Source organism: Olivibacter sp. SA151, from assembly GCF_054130995.1.
Map to the genome: position 1 here is coordinate 2,801,247 of NZ_CP096391.1, position 16,222 is coordinate 2,817,468.

The 16,222-nt window shown below is 39.0% G+C and carries 14 protein-coding genes; 5 read left to right on the top strand and 9 right to left on the bottom strand.

Going from position 1 to position 16,222, the window contains the following annotated elements; translation table 11 throughout:
- Positions 1 to 13 precede the first annotated feature (13 nt).
- Together M1D52_RS11470 and cls are read left to right on the top strand one after the other, a co-directional pair.
- Positions 14 to 799, top strand: a complete 786-nt coding sequence (locus tag M1D52_RS11470; protein ID WP_013667280.1) for a GLPGLI family protein — start codon at positions 14 to 16, stop codon at positions 797 to 799.
- Between the two features lie 49 nt (positions 800 to 848).
- Positions 849 to 2,309, top strand: a complete 1,461-nt coding sequence (cls, locus tag M1D52_RS11475; protein ID WP_437392628.1) for a cardiolipin synthase — start codon at positions 849 to 851, stop codon at positions 2,307 to 2,309.
- Between the two features lie 252 nt (positions 2,310 to 2,561).
- Here cls and M1D52_RS11480 read toward each other — a convergent pair whose 3' ends face one another.
- The 7 genes from M1D52_RS11480 to sppA form a co-directional block, all read right to left on the bottom strand.
- Positions 2,562 to 3,401, bottom strand: a complete 840-nt coding sequence (locus tag M1D52_RS11480; RefSeq protein WP_013667278.1) for a mechanosensitive ion channel family protein — start codon at positions 3,399 to 3,401, stop codon at positions 2,562 to 2,564.
- 140 nt (positions 3,402 to 3,541) lie between these two features.
- Complete coding sequence (locus M1D52_RS11485) at positions 3,542 to 4,411, bottom strand: aldose 1-epimerase family protein (RefSeq protein WP_377608697.1); 870 nt, start codon at positions 4,409 to 4,411, stop codon at positions 3,542 to 3,544.
- Positions 4,412 to 4,463: 52 nt separating this feature from the next.
- Positions 4,464 to 4,955 (bottom strand): SixA phosphatase family protein, encoded by a 492-nt coding sequence (locus M1D52_RS11490; RefSeq protein ID WP_377608698.1) that lies wholly within the window; start codon positions 4,953 to 4,955, stop codon positions 4,464 to 4,466.
- Positions 4,948 to 5,979 carry a glycosyltransferase family 9 protein gene (locus tag M1D52_RS11495; RefSeq protein WP_013667275.1) on the bottom strand — a complete coding sequence of 344 codons (1,032 nt, stop codon included), beginning with the start codon at positions 5,977 to 5,979 and terminating at the stop codon, positions 4,948 to 4,950. Before M1D52_RS11495 ends, M1D52_RS11490 begins: the two co-directional genes overlap by 8 nt.
- Positions 5,980 to 6,013: 34 nt before the next feature.
- A complete protein-coding gene (locus tag M1D52_RS11500; RefSeq protein ID WP_013667274.1) occupies positions 6,014 to 6,622 on the bottom strand; it encodes a DUF4254 domain-containing protein in 609 nt (202 codons plus the stop codon).
- A gap of 12 nt (positions 6,623 to 6,634) precedes the next feature.
- Entirely contained in the window at positions 6,635 to 8,317 is a 1,683-nt protein-coding gene (locus M1D52_RS11505) for a helix-hairpin-helix domain-containing protein (protein ID WP_377608702.1), read from the bottom strand.
- A 143-nt stretch (positions 8,318 to 8,460) separates the two neighbouring features.
- Positions 8,461 to 10,227 carry a signal peptide peptidase SppA gene (gene sppA, locus M1D52_RS11510; RefSeq protein WP_437365797.1) on the bottom strand — a complete coding sequence of 589 codons (1,767 nt, stop codon included), beginning with the start codon at positions 10,225 to 10,227 and terminating at the stop codon, positions 8,461 to 8,463.
- 173 nt (positions 10,228 to 10,400) lie between these two features.
- Here sppA and folK point away from each other — a divergent pair, with 173 nt between their 5' ends.
- Positions 10,401 to 10,886: a 2-amino-4-hydroxy-6-hydroxymethyldihydropteridine diphosphokinase gene (folK, locus tag M1D52_RS11515; protein ID WP_130855758.1), complete on the top strand. Its 486-nt coding sequence runs from the start codon at positions 10,401 to 10,403 to the stop codon at positions 10,884 to 10,886.
- Between the two features lie 64 nt (positions 10,887 to 10,950).
- Here folK and M1D52_RS11520 read toward each other — a convergent pair whose 3' ends face one another.
- Together M1D52_RS11520 and rho are read right to left on the bottom strand one after the other, a co-directional pair.
- Entirely contained in the window at positions 10,951 to 11,658 is a 708-nt protein-coding gene (locus M1D52_RS11520) for a CDP-alcohol phosphatidyltransferase family protein (RefSeq protein ID WP_130855759.1), read from the bottom strand.
- A gap of 142 nt (positions 11,659 to 11,800) precedes the next feature.
- The gene (gene rho, locus M1D52_RS11525; protein ID WP_013667269.1) at positions 11,801 to 13,360 is read right to left on the bottom strand and encodes a transcription termination factor Rho; all 1,560 of its coding nucleotides are present in this window, start codon (positions 13,358 to 13,360) and stop codon (positions 11,801 to 11,803) included.
- A 366-nt stretch (positions 13,361 to 13,726) separates the two neighbouring features.
- Between rho and pyrF the strand changes: the two genes are divergently transcribed.
- Complete coding sequence (gene pyrF / locus M1D52_RS11530; RefSeq protein ID WP_437392629.1) at positions 13,727 to 14,563, top strand: orotidine-5'-phosphate decarboxylase; 837 nt, start codon at positions 13,727 to 13,729, stop codon at positions 14,561 to 14,563.
- Positions 14,564 to 14,746: 183 nt separating this feature from the next.
- The gene (gene sufB / locus M1D52_RS11535; RefSeq protein ID WP_437392630.1) at positions 14,747 to 16,198 is read left to right on the top strand and encodes a Fe-S cluster assembly protein SufB; all 1,452 of its coding nucleotides are present in this window, start codon (positions 14,747 to 14,749) and stop codon (positions 16,196 to 16,198) included.
- The last annotated feature ends 24 nt before the right edge of the window (positions 16,199 to 16,222 follow it).

Genomic DNA, 16,222 nt, shown 5'->3' on the forward strand with positions numbered 1-16,222 from the left:
GTTATTAAGGGAAATGAAAAAAGGAATAAAACTCGCAACCTCCATTGTTCTGTTATTAATAATCAGTCATTTAGTATATGGCCAAAACGTTCGTTTTGTTAATAGCGGAACTATAGAATACGAAAAGAGAGTGAATATGTACGCTAAATTAGCAAAACGCATTACAAAGAGAAATTCAAGCTGGATGCAACAAATTTACGATCAGTACAAAAAGACACAGCCACAGTTCAACTCAGTAAAGGCTACTTTATCCTTTTCGCAAACCGCGTCCTTATATAAACCGATAGAAACCAACATGCCGTCAACTAATAGTTTTTTTAGCAATGATCCTACGATCGATTTGAAAAAAACTATTTATACAGACTTTAAAAATGGTATTTCCGTCAGTGAAAAGAAACTGTACGAAGAGATCTTTCTCGTGGAAGACAGCGTAAGAAAAATTAAATGGAAGATTACCGATGAAACCAGGGAGATCGCCGGATATGATTGCAGACGAGCAAACGCATTGGTAATGGACTCAATCTATGTCGTCGCTTTTTATACGGATCAAATACCTGTTTCGGGCGGACCGGAATCCTTTACCGGGTTACCGGGTATGATTTTGGGTCTTGCGCTACCGCACGATAATACAACCTGGTTTGCCACTAAAGTTAGTGATGTTTCTATACAACCCAGTCCTATTGCGCCCGCAAAAAAGGCGAAAAAAGTTAATAATGCAGGTTTGTTAAGCACCTTAAAAGAGAGTATGGAAGACTGGGGAGAATATGCACAAGAAGTGTTCAAGGCAATGATGCTTTAGGGTATCAATAATTTTTGTTAAGTTTATTCCCATATTCGGGATAAATGCTATGCCTTCGATCGACTGGTTCCTTGTTGCAGAAATTACTTATATCCTTCTTGTTATTGGTGTCTGTCTGCGGATTATATATGAAACCCGATCAAGTACAAAAACACTGGCGTATTTACTATTAACGATATTTGTTCCAATAGCGGGTATCATCCTTTACTTTTCGATAGGAATAAATTATCGGAATAGGAGCATGTATAGTAAAAAGCTACTTTCCGATCAAAAACTGCAAGAACGACTTAAAATACAAATCTATAAATCGTCATTCGATGCCTTACATAGTGTGGGCGATTATGGTCTGAGCTATAAAGGACTTGCTCATATGATTTTGAAAGACATGATGAGTCCGCTGACCACAAGTAATGAGGTTAAGATTTTGATTAATGGAGAGCAAACATTCGACGCAATTTTACAGGCAATTAGCCAGGCAAAAGACCATATACATCTCGAGTACTATACGTTTGAAAACGATGCCATCGGCAATACGATTAAAGATGCACTTATCAGAAAGGCGAAGGAGGGGGTAGAAGTCCGTTTTATTTACGATCATTTCGGCAGCCGATCGATTGATGGGAGCTTTTCTGATGAGTTGGCTGCTGCAGGAGTAGAAGTGTACCCCTTTCATAAAATTACATTTCTTTTATTAGCCAATAGATTAAACTATAGGAATCACCGAAAAATCATTGTGATAGATGGTTATACATCGTTCGTTGGCGGAATTAATGTAGCTGATCGATATGTGAATGATGAAAGACAAGAGCAGCAAATCTTTTGGAGAGATACTCACGTTCGCATAAAAGGACAGGGCTCTTTATACCTTCAGTATATTTTTCTATGTGATTGGAACTTTTGTAGCCCAAATAAGCTCCATCCGGAGCCGCGTTTTTTCAGCGAGCTATCCAGTGAAGAGGGGGGAAGCTTGGTTCAGATCGTGTCAAGCGGACCAGACTCGGTTTCTCCCTCTATTTTATACACCTTGTTGAAGGCCATAGCTACCGCGAAGGAGGAAATTCTTATTACAACGCCTTACTTTATTCCCGGTGAAAGTTTAATGGATGCGCTCATCATTGCTTCGTTAAGTGGTGTCAACGTTAAGCTGTTAGTACCTTATATTTCTGATTCTAAAATTGTAAATGCGGCAGCACATTCATACTACGATGATTTATTAAAAGCAGGGGTACGTATTTTTCGCTATAAAAAAGGATTTATTCATGCTAAGACGATCGTGTTTGACAGTAAATTAGCAATTATAGGAACAGCGAATATGGATCAGCGCAGTTTCGATCTTAATTTTGAAGTTATGTCTCTTATACTGGATCCAAAAGTAGCGGAAGAATTACGCGAAATTTTCAATGAAGACTTATTAAATGCAGAAGAAATAGACGTGGAACGGTGGGAACATCGTGCCAAATGGCGTAAACTACTGGAAAAGTCGGCTAGAATGATATCTCCATTGCTATAAAATATTATTGTTTTATTAACGAAAAGTTAATAAAAGTTCGTTAACTTGGTGAGAGTGAACGCTTAATTTTAACAAATATGAGAGTCAAACATAATTTCACCTTGTACCATTATTTTTTGTGGACACTTATTTTTGTCTTTAAAAAGATATGGCATATTTTAACCTATTGGTTAAAATAAAGATAGGCATTGTTAAAAGTACTGTTTCATCGCTTTCATTAGGCAGATGAAAAGAGATTCCTTTCCCTGTTTTTTAAGAATTGCTATCCGTGTTGTTAGTTATGATATGTATGTCTCGCTGAGGGTAAGGCATACTTATGTTATGTTGATCTAGAGCTTCTTTAATTTTCTGATAATTGGCATGATAAACCGGCCAGAACTCTTTGTTATTAACCCATCCTCTTATAACTAGCACAACGGCGTTGTCACCTAAAGAATCTACCAATACAGCTGGCTTCGGATCTTTTAGAATTTGTTCATCGTTCTCCAATACATTAAGAATTATTTTTCGTGCCGTATCAATATTATTATTATAGGAGATGCCTATTTTGTATTCCGCCATCCGAGTAGGATTGTCGGACACATTATTAATAACAGCGTTAGCCAAGGGACCATTTGGCGCATATATAGTCGTGCCGTTTCCTGCTTTTAGCGTAGTATATAAAATATCTATTTTTAATACCGTTCCTGAGACATTGTTATTGGTCGTTATAAAATGGCCGACACGAAAAGGTTTAAAGAGCAGGATTAAAACACCTCCTGCAAAATTAGATAAGCTGCCTTGCAGCGCAAGACCAACGGCCAATCCCGCAGCACCTAGCATGGTAACAAAAGACGTCGTTTGGATACCTAAGGTGGAAGCAACACTCAAGAACAATAGAACGTAGAGCAAAACACGTATAATGCTGGTCAAGAATTCAGCAAGTGAAATATCGATTTTTCCACTCGTAAACCGTTTATGTAAAAAACGAACTAATACCTTAATTAGCCAAATACCTAAAACCAATGTGATTATAGCCAGTAAAAGCGAGGGAAGTTTGTCAATAAAAGAATCGATCAAATTTTCAATGGTTCTTTCTACTCTGTTATTCATTGTTATTTGTTTTTTTGCACTTTGTCGGAATACTAATGATATAACCCGCAAAAGCAATTACAGTTTCGAAAATTATTTTTTCAATTTAAAAGCCTACTTTAGGCTTTTTTCTTATGTTAGATCTGTTTAAAATGATCAAATTATTGAATTGTGATAGAATAACCAGCTTCAAATACGTGACCTGGGGCTAAGGATACGATGCCTTCTTTCTTTTCTATAGTGGAAGTGCCGGCCTCACTATCTGCGTATCCCAGCCAAGGCTCAATACAAACGAAAGGTGCACCCGGTTTCGCCCAAATACCTAAAGATTTAAAATCAGAATAACTGATGAGCAGCGCGTGAGGGTGATTTTTACTTCGAATAGCTACATGTTTACTTAGCAATGTTTTAAAAACAAGAGCATCGGTATCAAAAAGGTTTTCATTTAATTGCAGCTTTCTATTGTCAAGTAAAATCGTTGATTCCTCGCCGTTAAAATAACCGGCGTCAGAAAGGTGATGGCGTATCAAGGGCTCATCTTTTTCAAACTCCAGGTAATAATCATTATAACGTTCATAGGAAAAAAAAGGCACATTGAAGGCGGGATGGGCTCCTACTGAAAAATAAATCGGCTTCGTCTCTAGATTGATGACTTTGTAAATGCACTTAAGGGATTCGTTTTCCAGATGGTAAATAACCTGAAACTCAAAATGGTATGGATAAACACGTAATGTTTCCTGATTATAACGTAATGAAAAGATTGCATGTGTGCCCGATGACTCAATAACTTGAAAGTTGGTATGTCTTGCAAAACCGTGTCTGGCTAATTCATAGATTTGGCCATCAACAGCTAGGTGGTTATCTTTTAAGCCGCCAACAATGGGGAAAAGATTAGGGGCATGCCATGGCCAAAAGCTTGGATCTCCTTGCCAAATATATTCATGAGCCATGTTCTTGTTATAAATTGAAGAAAGCTCTGCGCCCTTTTTTTTAATATTTACGCGGATATATTCGTTGCTTAATTGAATCATGTAAACAGGAAAGAATAATTGTTATCTGGTAAAGATAATAAAGCTTCTGTTGCTAAACAAGTTTGGGATAATTGAACCAAACTAAATTGCCGGTTCCTATACTTACCTCACTCCAGTGCTCTATGTTAAAAGACAGAAAGCCTATTGCACAAGTGGGGAAATCGATGGCTGCATCATCGCAAAGATACTCCGCCAACAAACTAACGCCCGGATTGTGTCCAAAGATTGCTACGCAATCCGCTTCAGCTTGGAATGAATTGATAACCTTCAGTAAGGTAGGAACATCGGCTTCATATATGGCTGCTTCTTCCTGTATATCGGCCTCAGAAAATTTTAACTCTTTAGCAAAAATTTTAGCGGTAGAAATGGCACGATTGGCAGGGCTGCTCACCAACCGATCCGGGCGTAGATTTTGCAAATTTAACCGTTTAGCCATTATAGGGGCGTCTCTCAATCCGCGCTTATTTAACGGTCTATCAAAGTCCGGGAGATCAAAGTTCCAGTCCGACTTGGCATGACGAATCAGGTATAAATATTTAGCCATAGCTTAATGTTTTTTCAATTTTTGTGACGATTTGTTCAGGACTAATGCGTTCAATACACGGAATCCCATCACATAAACAGGGTTTATTGCCGTATATGGAGCTAGGTCTTGCGGGGTGGTGAAACTGTAGGCAGTCATCTTCTTTTTGGCCAAAGCCCAAAAAACCAGCATAGGGATGCGTTGGCCCCCAAACGGATATTACTCGAGTGCCTACCAAAGAAGCCATGTGCATGCCGGAGGAGTCCATACTGAGCATAAGATCTAAGTTAGCTATTAAATCAAGCTCGTGGGTTAAGTCTACCACACCTATTACATTGGTAACATGCGCGTATTTTTTCTCCCATTTTGTCGCCATTTCTTGTTCCGTTTCGCCTCCACCGAATATAAACAGTTCGTGATTACGACTTAAAACAGCGATTACTTCCTCCATTTTATCAAGCGGATATACTTTATACCGATGTTGCGCGAAGGGAGCGATACCTATTCGCCTCAGCGCAGAAGAACTATTAAATTGACGCAAGAATGCAGCAGGAAGCGGCCTGGTCTTTTTTACTAATTTATTTGTTAGCCGAATAGAGAATCCAAGCGACTGAAACACTTCTGCATAACGCTCAAAAGTCGATTTAAGAGGGATTAAATGCTTGTTCTGAATGCGCGTTAGAGCTCTTTTTTCAGCTCTTCCTTTGTCTATTCTTTTTATTGGAATAGTAGTTAGTCTAAAGAATGTAGAAAGAATACGACTTCTGAGGCTGTCATGAAGATCTGCTATTGCATCTATCTTATAATTTCGCAGCTCTTTGAACAATCTATACAAGCCTCTTAGGCCCCGGTGCTGTTCTTTTGGATAAATAGGATGAAAGCGTATCTGGGGATTTGTATCAAAAAAAGGTTTGAAAAAAGGCCTACTTACCAGAATTATGCTGACTTGGGGATGTTGTTCACATAGCTGTTCTATAACGGGTGAAATCATAGCGACATCGCCCATTGCTGAAAAACGAAAAACCAAAATGCTCCTTTTATTCATGTGTTATTCAGCCCCTAACGTATTCAGAGGTTTCTTATTTCTTTTCGCCTGTATATAAAACCGGATTCAGCGAGGGATCATTATACATCTTCATCTGTTTGTATACTTTCATATATTTTTTTCCCATTTTAATATCTTCGAGTAACTCATCGATGCTATTGGAAAGATCTTCCCGCTGCTCTAATAATATACGAAGCTTTTGACCACACTGATCGCGATGTTCAGGCGTGGCATCACGACGTTCAGCCTCAATTTGCATGTGATAAATTTTCAATGCCAGGATAGAAAGCCTATCAATAGCCCAGGCAGGACTCTCCGTATTTATCCTAGCATCCGGTAGAGGCTTTACATCTTTGAATGCATTTAGATAGTAACTATCTATGTATTCAACCGTATCTGTACGGTCTTGATTGGACTGATCGATCCTCCTTTTCCATTTTAGCCCTTCCACCGGAGCGATATTGGGATCACGTACTTCGTCTTCCATATGCCACTGTACCGTGTCTATCCAACATTTAAGATATAGTAAATGTTCCAGCGTATGAGCTTCATAAGGATTCTTTATAGGATGGTCTATATTATTAAGAACATGGTAATCGTGAATAGCTTGACTGAATATTTTATTAGCGTGTTGTGCGATCATTCTCAAAGGTAATTATTTTATACTTGTTTTACGAGAGCTAAAGTAGCTGTCCAATTTTTCCAGATCAAAACAATTGAGGCATTGCGAGGCTGTAAGTCCTCCTTTTCTTGCCACTAAAGTTCCATAACGCATATCGTGAAATCCTTCTACGCGATGGGCGTCGGGATTGATGGAAAGATAGACACCCTTCTCAATCGCATAACGGTGCCAGCGCCAATCTAAATCTAATCTTAACGGGTTTGCATTGACTTCGATGGCTACCCCATTGGCAGCACAGGCATCGATTACCTTTTTATAATCAATGGGATATCCCTTTCTGCTTAACAGAAGGCGCCCGGTTGGATGCCCTAAAATGGTCGTATAAGGATTTTCAATAGCTTTGATTAAACGTAGGGTAGCTTTTTCCTCGTCCATTTTCAGGTTGGCATGCACAGAAGCAACTACAAAATCAAATTCTCTTAATAACTCATCCGGATAGTCCAAAGAGCCGTCTCCCAAAATATCCGACTCAATACCTTTAAAAATCTTAAAAGGATATAATGTTTGATTTAACGAATCTATTTCTTCCCATTGCAATCTTACCCGGTCCTCTTTTAAGCCATTTGCATAAACTGCTGTCCGAGAGTGATCACATATCCCTAAATATTGTAACTGAAGAACGTCTTTGCAATATAGAGCCATCTCTTTCAGTGAATGAACGCCGTCGCTATAGGTGCTATGATTATGCAAAGTGCCTTTTATATCGTCATAAGTTATAAGGTTAGGAAGTGTATGGTCGTGGGCTTTTTGGACTTCATCCAAGCCTTCACGCAATTCAGGTTCAATAAAGTCTAAGTTTAATTGACGGTAAATTTCCTCTTCACTTTCCGCATTAGGAACTCCTTTTTCATAAAGTTGTTCGAGTAACGCGATGTGCTGTTGATTACCTGTGGTGATTAATAGGTGCTGAGAGAATTCATTTACGTTGCTTAAAATAAAATGTATAGGAAGACCGCTTTCGTGAACTGTCCGAATTTTATTTTCCTGATAATCAAATTGGATAAGTCGCTTATCTTTTTCAATATATATCAATATTTCCTCGGCACTGGCAGTTGTAATCAATTCGACCGATGATAGTAATTCCAATTTGCGCCTGAAATCACCTGTATAACTCAAGAGATGTTGGTCGGAAAGCATCTCTTTGAGTGTATCAAAAATTGAACTGGCTAACTTCTCTGCCTGGGAATATAAAAATAAACCTTGACTGGCCATATTAAACTCAATGGCCATCTTGATTTCTTCTTGTGTTTTTAGCCCGAACCCCTTTGCTTCGATCAGTCGATTTTCGTTACACGCATAGTAAAGCTCTCCTAACGTTTCGATTGCAAGCGTATTCCATATGATCAAGATTTTTTTTGGCCCCAAACCTTTTATTGTTAGCATCTCTAAAATGCCTTCAGGTGTTTTAGCGAGTAATGCCTCTAGATCCTCTATACAGCCCGTATGGATAAGCTCCCAAACTTTTGATGCTATGCTTTTGCCGATACCTTGCTCTGCACTTAATTCTTGTTCCGTTTTATCAATAATTTTAAAAGGTAGCTTATCTAGCTTAAAAGCTGCATTAGCTATCGCTTTAGTTTTGAAGGAATTCTCGCCATGTAATTCCATCAATTGCGAAAGCAATCTAAATTTGCGGGATATAATTTTATTTTCCATTTCGATGTATTGTTAACGGGCTTCGAAGCTTTGCCAATATAACGGGCAAACTTACGTATATAGACGATATATAACAAAATGTGCGCAACCAAAAAAGGGCACTCCTTTCGGAGTGCCCTTTTTTGGTTGCAGCACGATAAGATTTAATGAATATTAATCATATACGGTAATCTTGCCTGTATACCGCTTTGTTGCATAACCTGCTTTGCTTGTTCGTAAAGAAGGTAGCCTTCATTCATTTCTTTCTTCATTATCCAAGTCTTCAGCTTATCGCTGGAAGAACCGAGAAAAGCTTCTAAAGGATCTTTCATGGCAGGGTAGCTCACCAGTTTATAGTCTTTCAATTTGGCTTTACGAGCTGCAGCTATAATAGCTTCATTGAAACTGGCTAAACGATCAACTAAACCAATTTTTGCCGCTTGTGCACCCGTCCATACCCGTCCTTGACCGATACTATCTACTTGGCTTTGACTTATTTTTCTACCATTAGCTACTTTTTTTGTAAAGGTATCGTACGTCTTGTTTACTTCTTGTTGAATAAGGTCGCGCTCGTCCGCTGTAAGTGGTCTATTAACACTCATTAGGTCAGCATATTTTCCTGTTTTTACTTCATCAAACGTAATTCCCAATTTGTTATTGAAAAAGTTCTGTAAATTTGGAATAATACCAAACACACCGATTGAACCTGTAATGGTATTCGGTTGAGCAAAAATGGAATCGGCGGCGCAGGCAATATAGTAACCACCCGAAGCTGCAACGTCGCCCATTGACACGATAATAGGTTTTACCTTTTTTGTCAGTTCAACTTCTTTCCAAATAACATCAGAAGCCAACGAGCTTCCACCCGGAGAGTTGATACGAAGCACAACTGCTTTAACTTTATCATCTTCACGTACTGTCCTAATCGCTCTCGAAATTCTTTCCGAACCAATTTGCTCATCAGAACCCTCACCTGAAACGATATCACCTACTGCGTAGACTACAGCTAGCCGATTTTGCGATCCGTTTTCTTCTGTTTTTGGAGAAGTATAATCTTCAATATTTATTGACTTGATCCTCTTCTTCTTATCAATACCCAACTTAACTTTTAGTTCATCTATTATTTCATTTTTATATTTCAACCCGTCAACTAATTTTGTGTTCAGCGCCTTCTCGGCATCTCTTCCACTGTAGTTGTCGGCAATGTTCCGCAAGGAATCCATAGGTATATTCCGTGATTTGGACACATTGCCAAGGTAATAGTCGTATAAAGAATTAAGATAGGAGTTGACTTGTTCTTTGTTTGCCGGGCTCATTTTATCTAATATAAAAGGCTCTACCGCACTCTTGTAAGTACCTACTTTCACTACCTGTGCTTCGATGCCCAGTTTTTCAAGTGTGCCTTTAAAGAATGGAAGCTGCGCTGCCATTCCGCGGAAGTCGACCGACCCTTCCGGGTTCAAATAAACCTTATCAGCTGTTGAAGCAAGGTAGTATCCCTTCATTGAATACCCCTCACTGTAAGCTAATATGAATTTTTTTGATTCTTTAAATTTGAGCAATGCATCTCTAATCTCTTGAAGTGTGGCAAAACTTGCACCGATACCGTCCATATCGAGTACAATACCTTTTATTCGATTGTCATTTTTTGCTGCATCAATTCGAAGCAATATCTCATCTAAACCAATATATTTTTCCGAATTCATAGACGGAAGGCTAACATTGTTAAAGGGACTTCTGTCTGTACGTTCTTTGATGGCGTAATTTAAAGACACGCGTAGAATGGAGTTTTCACTTATTTCTACTGCCTTGTCTGAACTGGCAGCACTTATTATCGCGGCCATAATGGCAATAGCAACGAAGAAAAAAATGATCGTTGATAAAAATACTCCAAGCATGGAGGCAAATACAAATTTGAAAAATTGCTTCATGTATGTTTTCTATGTCTGAAATTTAAATGTTTACACTGCTATAAGACAAATAAGGTGCTGTATTGTTACATGAAATGCAAAATAAGTAATCATCGGTATAGAAGCTCAATCGATCATCGGAGTACCGTCAAAACCATAATTGGATATCAATGTCATTTTGATTAAGTTTGTTTATGCACACAGTTTATCTGATATTGGGTTCAAATTTAGGAGACAGCAGACAGCAATTAACTAAAGCCATTCAATTAATTGAAAGTAGAGTAGGAAACGTTATTGATCAATCCGCAATTTATGAGACAGTTGCTTGGGGGGTAAACAACCAACCGAATTACCTAAATCAGGCACTCAAAGTCAATACGATTTTAACCCCTGAACAAACGCTAAAAGAAATTCTCGCGATTGAGGAGACGCTTGGAAGGAAAAGAAATACAAAGTGGGAGGCTCGACTAATCGATATTGACATTTTATTTTATGATGCAATCATCTTAGATACCCTTAATTTGAAAATCCCTCATCCGTTGCTTCATTTACGGAGGTTTGTACTAACTCCTCTCGTTGAAATAGCACCTGGCCTAATGCACCCTTCCTATAGAATGGGAATAGCCGACTTATATGAAAAATTAGATGATAACCTGTCGGTAAGGCGACTTGAAAAATAGACTTTACCATTAAACTTCATCAAATCTGAGCAAAGATAAATTGAAAATCGAGTCGTTTTTCAATTTATAACTCTTGAGTAAGCTTATTATATTGCATAAGCGACAATACCAAGTAGAAAATAATGATGAACGGAATGGCCGTTAGTTGAAATAAAAAAAGCAATATTACACTGACCAAAAGAAGGATATAGCGATGAAGGTTGGTGCGCAATTGTAAATCTTTAAATTTTAGCGACATGAGCGGGATTTCCGCCACCAATAAAAAACTTAAAGCAAGTATTAAAGCAAGCAAAATAACCGGATGCTGCACATAGGCACTGATTATCGGATCTTTGCTTAAGGCGATATGTGGAAGCGATAGGATGAACAATGCACAGGCAGGAGTAGGAAGACCTATGAAAATAGAAGTTTGCCTGCTATCTAAATTGAATTTCGCTAAACGTAGCGCAGAAAAAACGGCTAACAAAAAAGCCGAATATTTGATCCACGAACCGCCGTATTCTATCGCCGGGTTTGTCTCCAGCATCATAAAGACAATAACAGACGGTAAAAAACCGAAGCTAATCATATCAGCAAGTGAATCCAACTCTTTACCTACCGGAGAGTTTACTTTCAATAGACGAGCCGCCATGCCATCGAGGAAATCAAAAATTGCGGCTATGATAATAGCGTACCCCGCATTTATCAACTGTCCTTCAAAAGCTAGTACGACACCTATGCACCCACTGAACAGATTAAAACTTGTAATCGTATTAGGTATATGTTGTTTCATGCGTCATTTCTTTCACTCCCGTCAAATGCTTAGAAAAAATATGATTTTGGCAGTGTCTTCATAAAGTGTTACAAAAAAGCTTTCCTACCTATTATAAAGTAAGAAAGCTTTGTTTATCAATTAATTGTACGATTACCCGTTTCTAGCCGTTCATGCTGATAAGAAACTCTTCATTTGATCTTGTTCCACGCATTTGAGCTAGCAAGAATTCCATAGCTTCTGTGGAGTTCATATCCGCTAAGTGATTTCTAAGCACCCATATACGTTGAAGTGTTTCCTTGTCGTTTAACAAATCGTCTCTACGTGTACTCGATGCAGTAATATCAATAGCCGGGAATATACGCTTATTAGCCAACTTCCGATCGAGTTGTAATTCCATGTTACCTGTACCCTTGAACTCTTCAAAAATCACTTCGTCCATTTTGGAGCCGGTATCGGTCAAGGCAGTAGCTAAGATAGTAAGCGAGCCGCCATGCTCAATATTACGAGCTGCTCCAAAGAACCTTTTCGGTTTATGCAAGGCATTAGCGTCCACACCTCCCGATAAAATTTTTCCGGAAGCAGGAGCAACTGTGTTATAAGCGCGAGCCAGCCTGGTAATCGAATCTAACAGAATGACAACATCATGACCGCATTCGACCATACGCTTTGCTTTTTCGAGCACGATATTGGCGATTTTAACATGTCGTTCAGCCGGTTCGTCAAAAGTAGAAGACACCACCTCTGCCCGAACACTTCTAGCCATGTCAGTCACCTCTTCCGGACGTTCGTCGATTAATAAAATGATCAAATAAACCTCTGGGTGATTTTTTGCTATGGCATTTGCCACCTCTTTCAATAAAACTGTCTTACCGGTTTTTGGTTGCGCTACAATTAAGCCGCGTTGCCCTTTTCCAATAGGCGTAAACAAATCCATGATGCGGGTCGAATTGTTTCCTGCATCGGTATAGAGCTTCAAACGCTCAGTAGGGAATAGTGGTGTCAAATAATCAAACGGAACCCGATCCCTTACCTCTGCGGGAATTTGGCCATTAATGGCTTCTACACGCACCAAAGGAAAATATTTTTCGCCTTCCTTCGGAGGGCGAATACTTCCTCTGACGGTATCGCCTGTTTTAAGCCCGAAAAGCTTTATCTGTGATTGTGAGACATAAATGTCGTCGGGTGATGTCAGGTAGTTATAGTCAGACGAGCGTAAAAAGCCATAGCCATCAGGCATGATTTCTAATACGCCTTCGTTGACGATCACATTGTCAAAATCAAGATTAGAAGCGGGTGTCGATGCCGGAGCAGTTTCCGTTTTTGTTTGAGGTGGGGTTGTAGAGGAGGGAGTTGAGCTGCTCGCTCTGCGATCAGTGCGCTGTGGACGGTTTTCAGATGAAGCAAGTTTTTCTTTGCTAGGTTCATCTTTTATAGCCGTAGCCAAGACAGGCTCTTTCTCTACTTTTTTTCTTATCTCTATAGGCTCGGCCTGTTTTACAGAGGTCCTGACCCGTTTACGATGTTTCGTTTCACCGGATTCTTCCTCTTTTTCAAGAATGTCCGCCACCTCTTCTTCTTCTGCAGGCTTTTCATTGTCTGTAGCAATAATTTTGTTGATCAACTCTTGTTTTCTCAACTTTTCAGCATCTGCAATACCGATTAATTTTGCAATTTCACGTAGCTCAGACACGAGCTTAGCGTTCAATTCATTAATATTCATCAAATGTCGTTATGTGTAATAAGGATTTTTATGCTTGTGTTTAACAGAAATTTACCCATATAAAAACTCGATTGATAAGTTTAAATTTTTCGCTGAAGGACTAATGATTCTCCTTTAACGGATAGGTAAATTTTGAGATTCCGCTGCAATTGTATGCATAAGAATTGAAAATTCAAAAAAAAAACGAAAAAAAATAAAAATAGAGATCAATATGTCTTGTTAAAATTGTTCAATTTAGTACCCTTTTATATTGAACACCATTAAAAAAGTGATAAGGTCTCAATTGCAAAGTCTTTTGTATATGCCGACAAATATAGCTAAATTTGTCGTGTTTTTTTACATGTTCCTAATAATTTTTCCCCTTATATGACTCGTAAGCAATTAATAGAGCAGATTAAACTGAAACGCTCTTTTTTGTGTGTTGGCTTAGATACGGATATCGAGAAAATACCAAGTTGCCTATTGGACTTGGAAGATCCCATTTTTGAATTTAATAAGCGTATTATTGAGGCAACTGCTGATCTATGTGTCGCTTATAAACCCAATATTGCTTTTTATGAGAGCAGGGGCGCTCAGGGTTGGCGGAGCCTACAGCGTACGTGTGAGATCATTCCGAAAAGTTGCTTAAATATTGCAGATGCCAAACGTGGCGATATAGGAAACACAGCAGATATGTATGCTAAGACGTTCTTTTCAAAGGAGGTGTCCGGTCTGGAATTCGACGCGGTAACTGTTGCACCTTATATGGGAGAAGATTCGATTAGCCCTTTTTTGGAGTATCCGGGTAAATGGTCGGTCGTGCTGGCCTTAACATCAAATAAAGGAAGCTTGGACTTCCAGTTTTTGGCCGATTTAAGTGGTAAAAGGTTGTTTGAACATGTTATTGAAAAGGTTAATGCTCTGGGAAGCAGTGAACAGGTAATGTATGTCGTAGGAGCCACCAGAGGGGAATATTTTAAGGATATACGACGGATAGCACCCGACCATTTTCTGCTAGTACCGGGGATCGGTGCTCAAGGCGGCAGTTTGCAAGAAGTGTGTGCGTTTGGAATGAATAAGGAATGTGGTTTGTTGGTAAATGCTACCAGATCAATTATTTACGCGAGCAAGGGTAGTGATTTCGCTGAAAGGGCAAGAGAGGAGGCCCAAAAATTGCAAATTGAAATGGAACAGGAATTACAAAAAATCGGCATACTAATTTAAAGAAAGTAAAAAGCTGCGAAGAAAAAATGACGACCGTCATTAATTTACATTGAGATTATTTATTTGCCGTAAAAGAGCCGGTAAATGCTCGAATAATTGCTCTTCAAATTGTAACTTTGCAAATTAATTAATGGCAATCGCTTCTAAAGGAGAAGAGAAGTACGAAGCGAAATCGATAATGAAATGAGTACGAAAGACGATAATATATTGCAAGAACTCGCGGTAGAGGAGTACAAATATGGTTTTACTACCAATATCGAGATGGATATCGCTAAAAAGGGTCTATCCGAAGAAACAGTACGCTTCATTTCTGCAAAAAAAGGTGAGCCTGCTTGGCTCCTTGACTGGAGGTTAAAGGCCTTAAGGCATTTTGAAAAAATGACAATGCCTAAGTGGCAAAACTTTGAGCATCCCAAAGTTGATTTTCAGGATATATCTTACTATGCTGCGCCAAAGGAAAAACCGAAGGTAAACAGCATGGATGAGGTTGACCCCGAATTGTTGGATACTTTCGCAAAATTGGGAATTCCCCTAGATGAACAGAAGGTGTTGGCAGGTGTCGTTGCTGTAGATGCTGTTTTTGATAGTGTATCAGTAAAGACAACCTTTAGGGAAAAATTGAAAGAATATGGCGTCATATTCTGTTCTTTCGGAGAAGCGGTAAAAGAACATCCCGATTTGGTAAAGCAGTACCTGGGAACAGTAGTGCCACAAACCGATAATATTTATGCGGCTTTAAACGCCGCTGTATTTTCCGACGGATCTTTTGTCTATATACCAAAGGGTGTAAATTGTCCAATGGAGCTTTCCACCTACTTTAGGATTAATGCGCAGAACACAGGGCAATTTGAACGTACGCTAATAATTGCCGATGAAGGAAGTTATGTGAGTTACCTGGAAGGATGTACCGCCCCAATGCGGGATGAAAACCAGTTGCACGCTGCCGTTGTAGAATTAATTGCACTTGAAAACGCAGAGATAAAATATAGCACTGTACAAAACTGGTATCCCGGAGATAAAGAAGGCCGGGGAGGTATCTACAACTTTGTAACCAAGAGAGGAATTTGTAAAGGTGATAATAGCAAGATCTCTTGGACACAGGTTGAGACCGGTTCATCGATTACATGGAAATATCCAAGTGTAATTTTGAAGGGCGATAATTCTATAGGAGAATTTTATTCCGTTGCTTTGACAAGAAACCATCAGATAGCAGATACCGGAAGTAAAATGTATCATATCGGTAAAAACACACGCAGTAAAATTGTTTCTAAAGGCATTTCCGCCGGTGTTAGTCAAAATAGTTACCGAGGCCTGGTTCAAATAGGTAAAGGTGCCGAAAAAGCTCGAAACTTTACGCAGTGTGATTCTTTATTAATTGGCGATAAATGTGGAGCTCATACGTTTCCTTACATTGAAGCAAAGAATAAAACAGCGAAATTGGAACACGAGGCTACTACCTCAAAAATTGGAGAAGATCAGATATTCTATCTTACACAACGAGGTATTGATCCGGAAAAAGCCGTTGGACTGATTGTTAATGGTTATGCTAAGGAGGTACTTAACCAATTACCGATGGAATTTGCCGTGGAGGCGCAAAAGTTGCTGGCAATTTCACTGGAGGGTAGTGTTGGATAAAGAGTATTGTAAATATTTTTAATA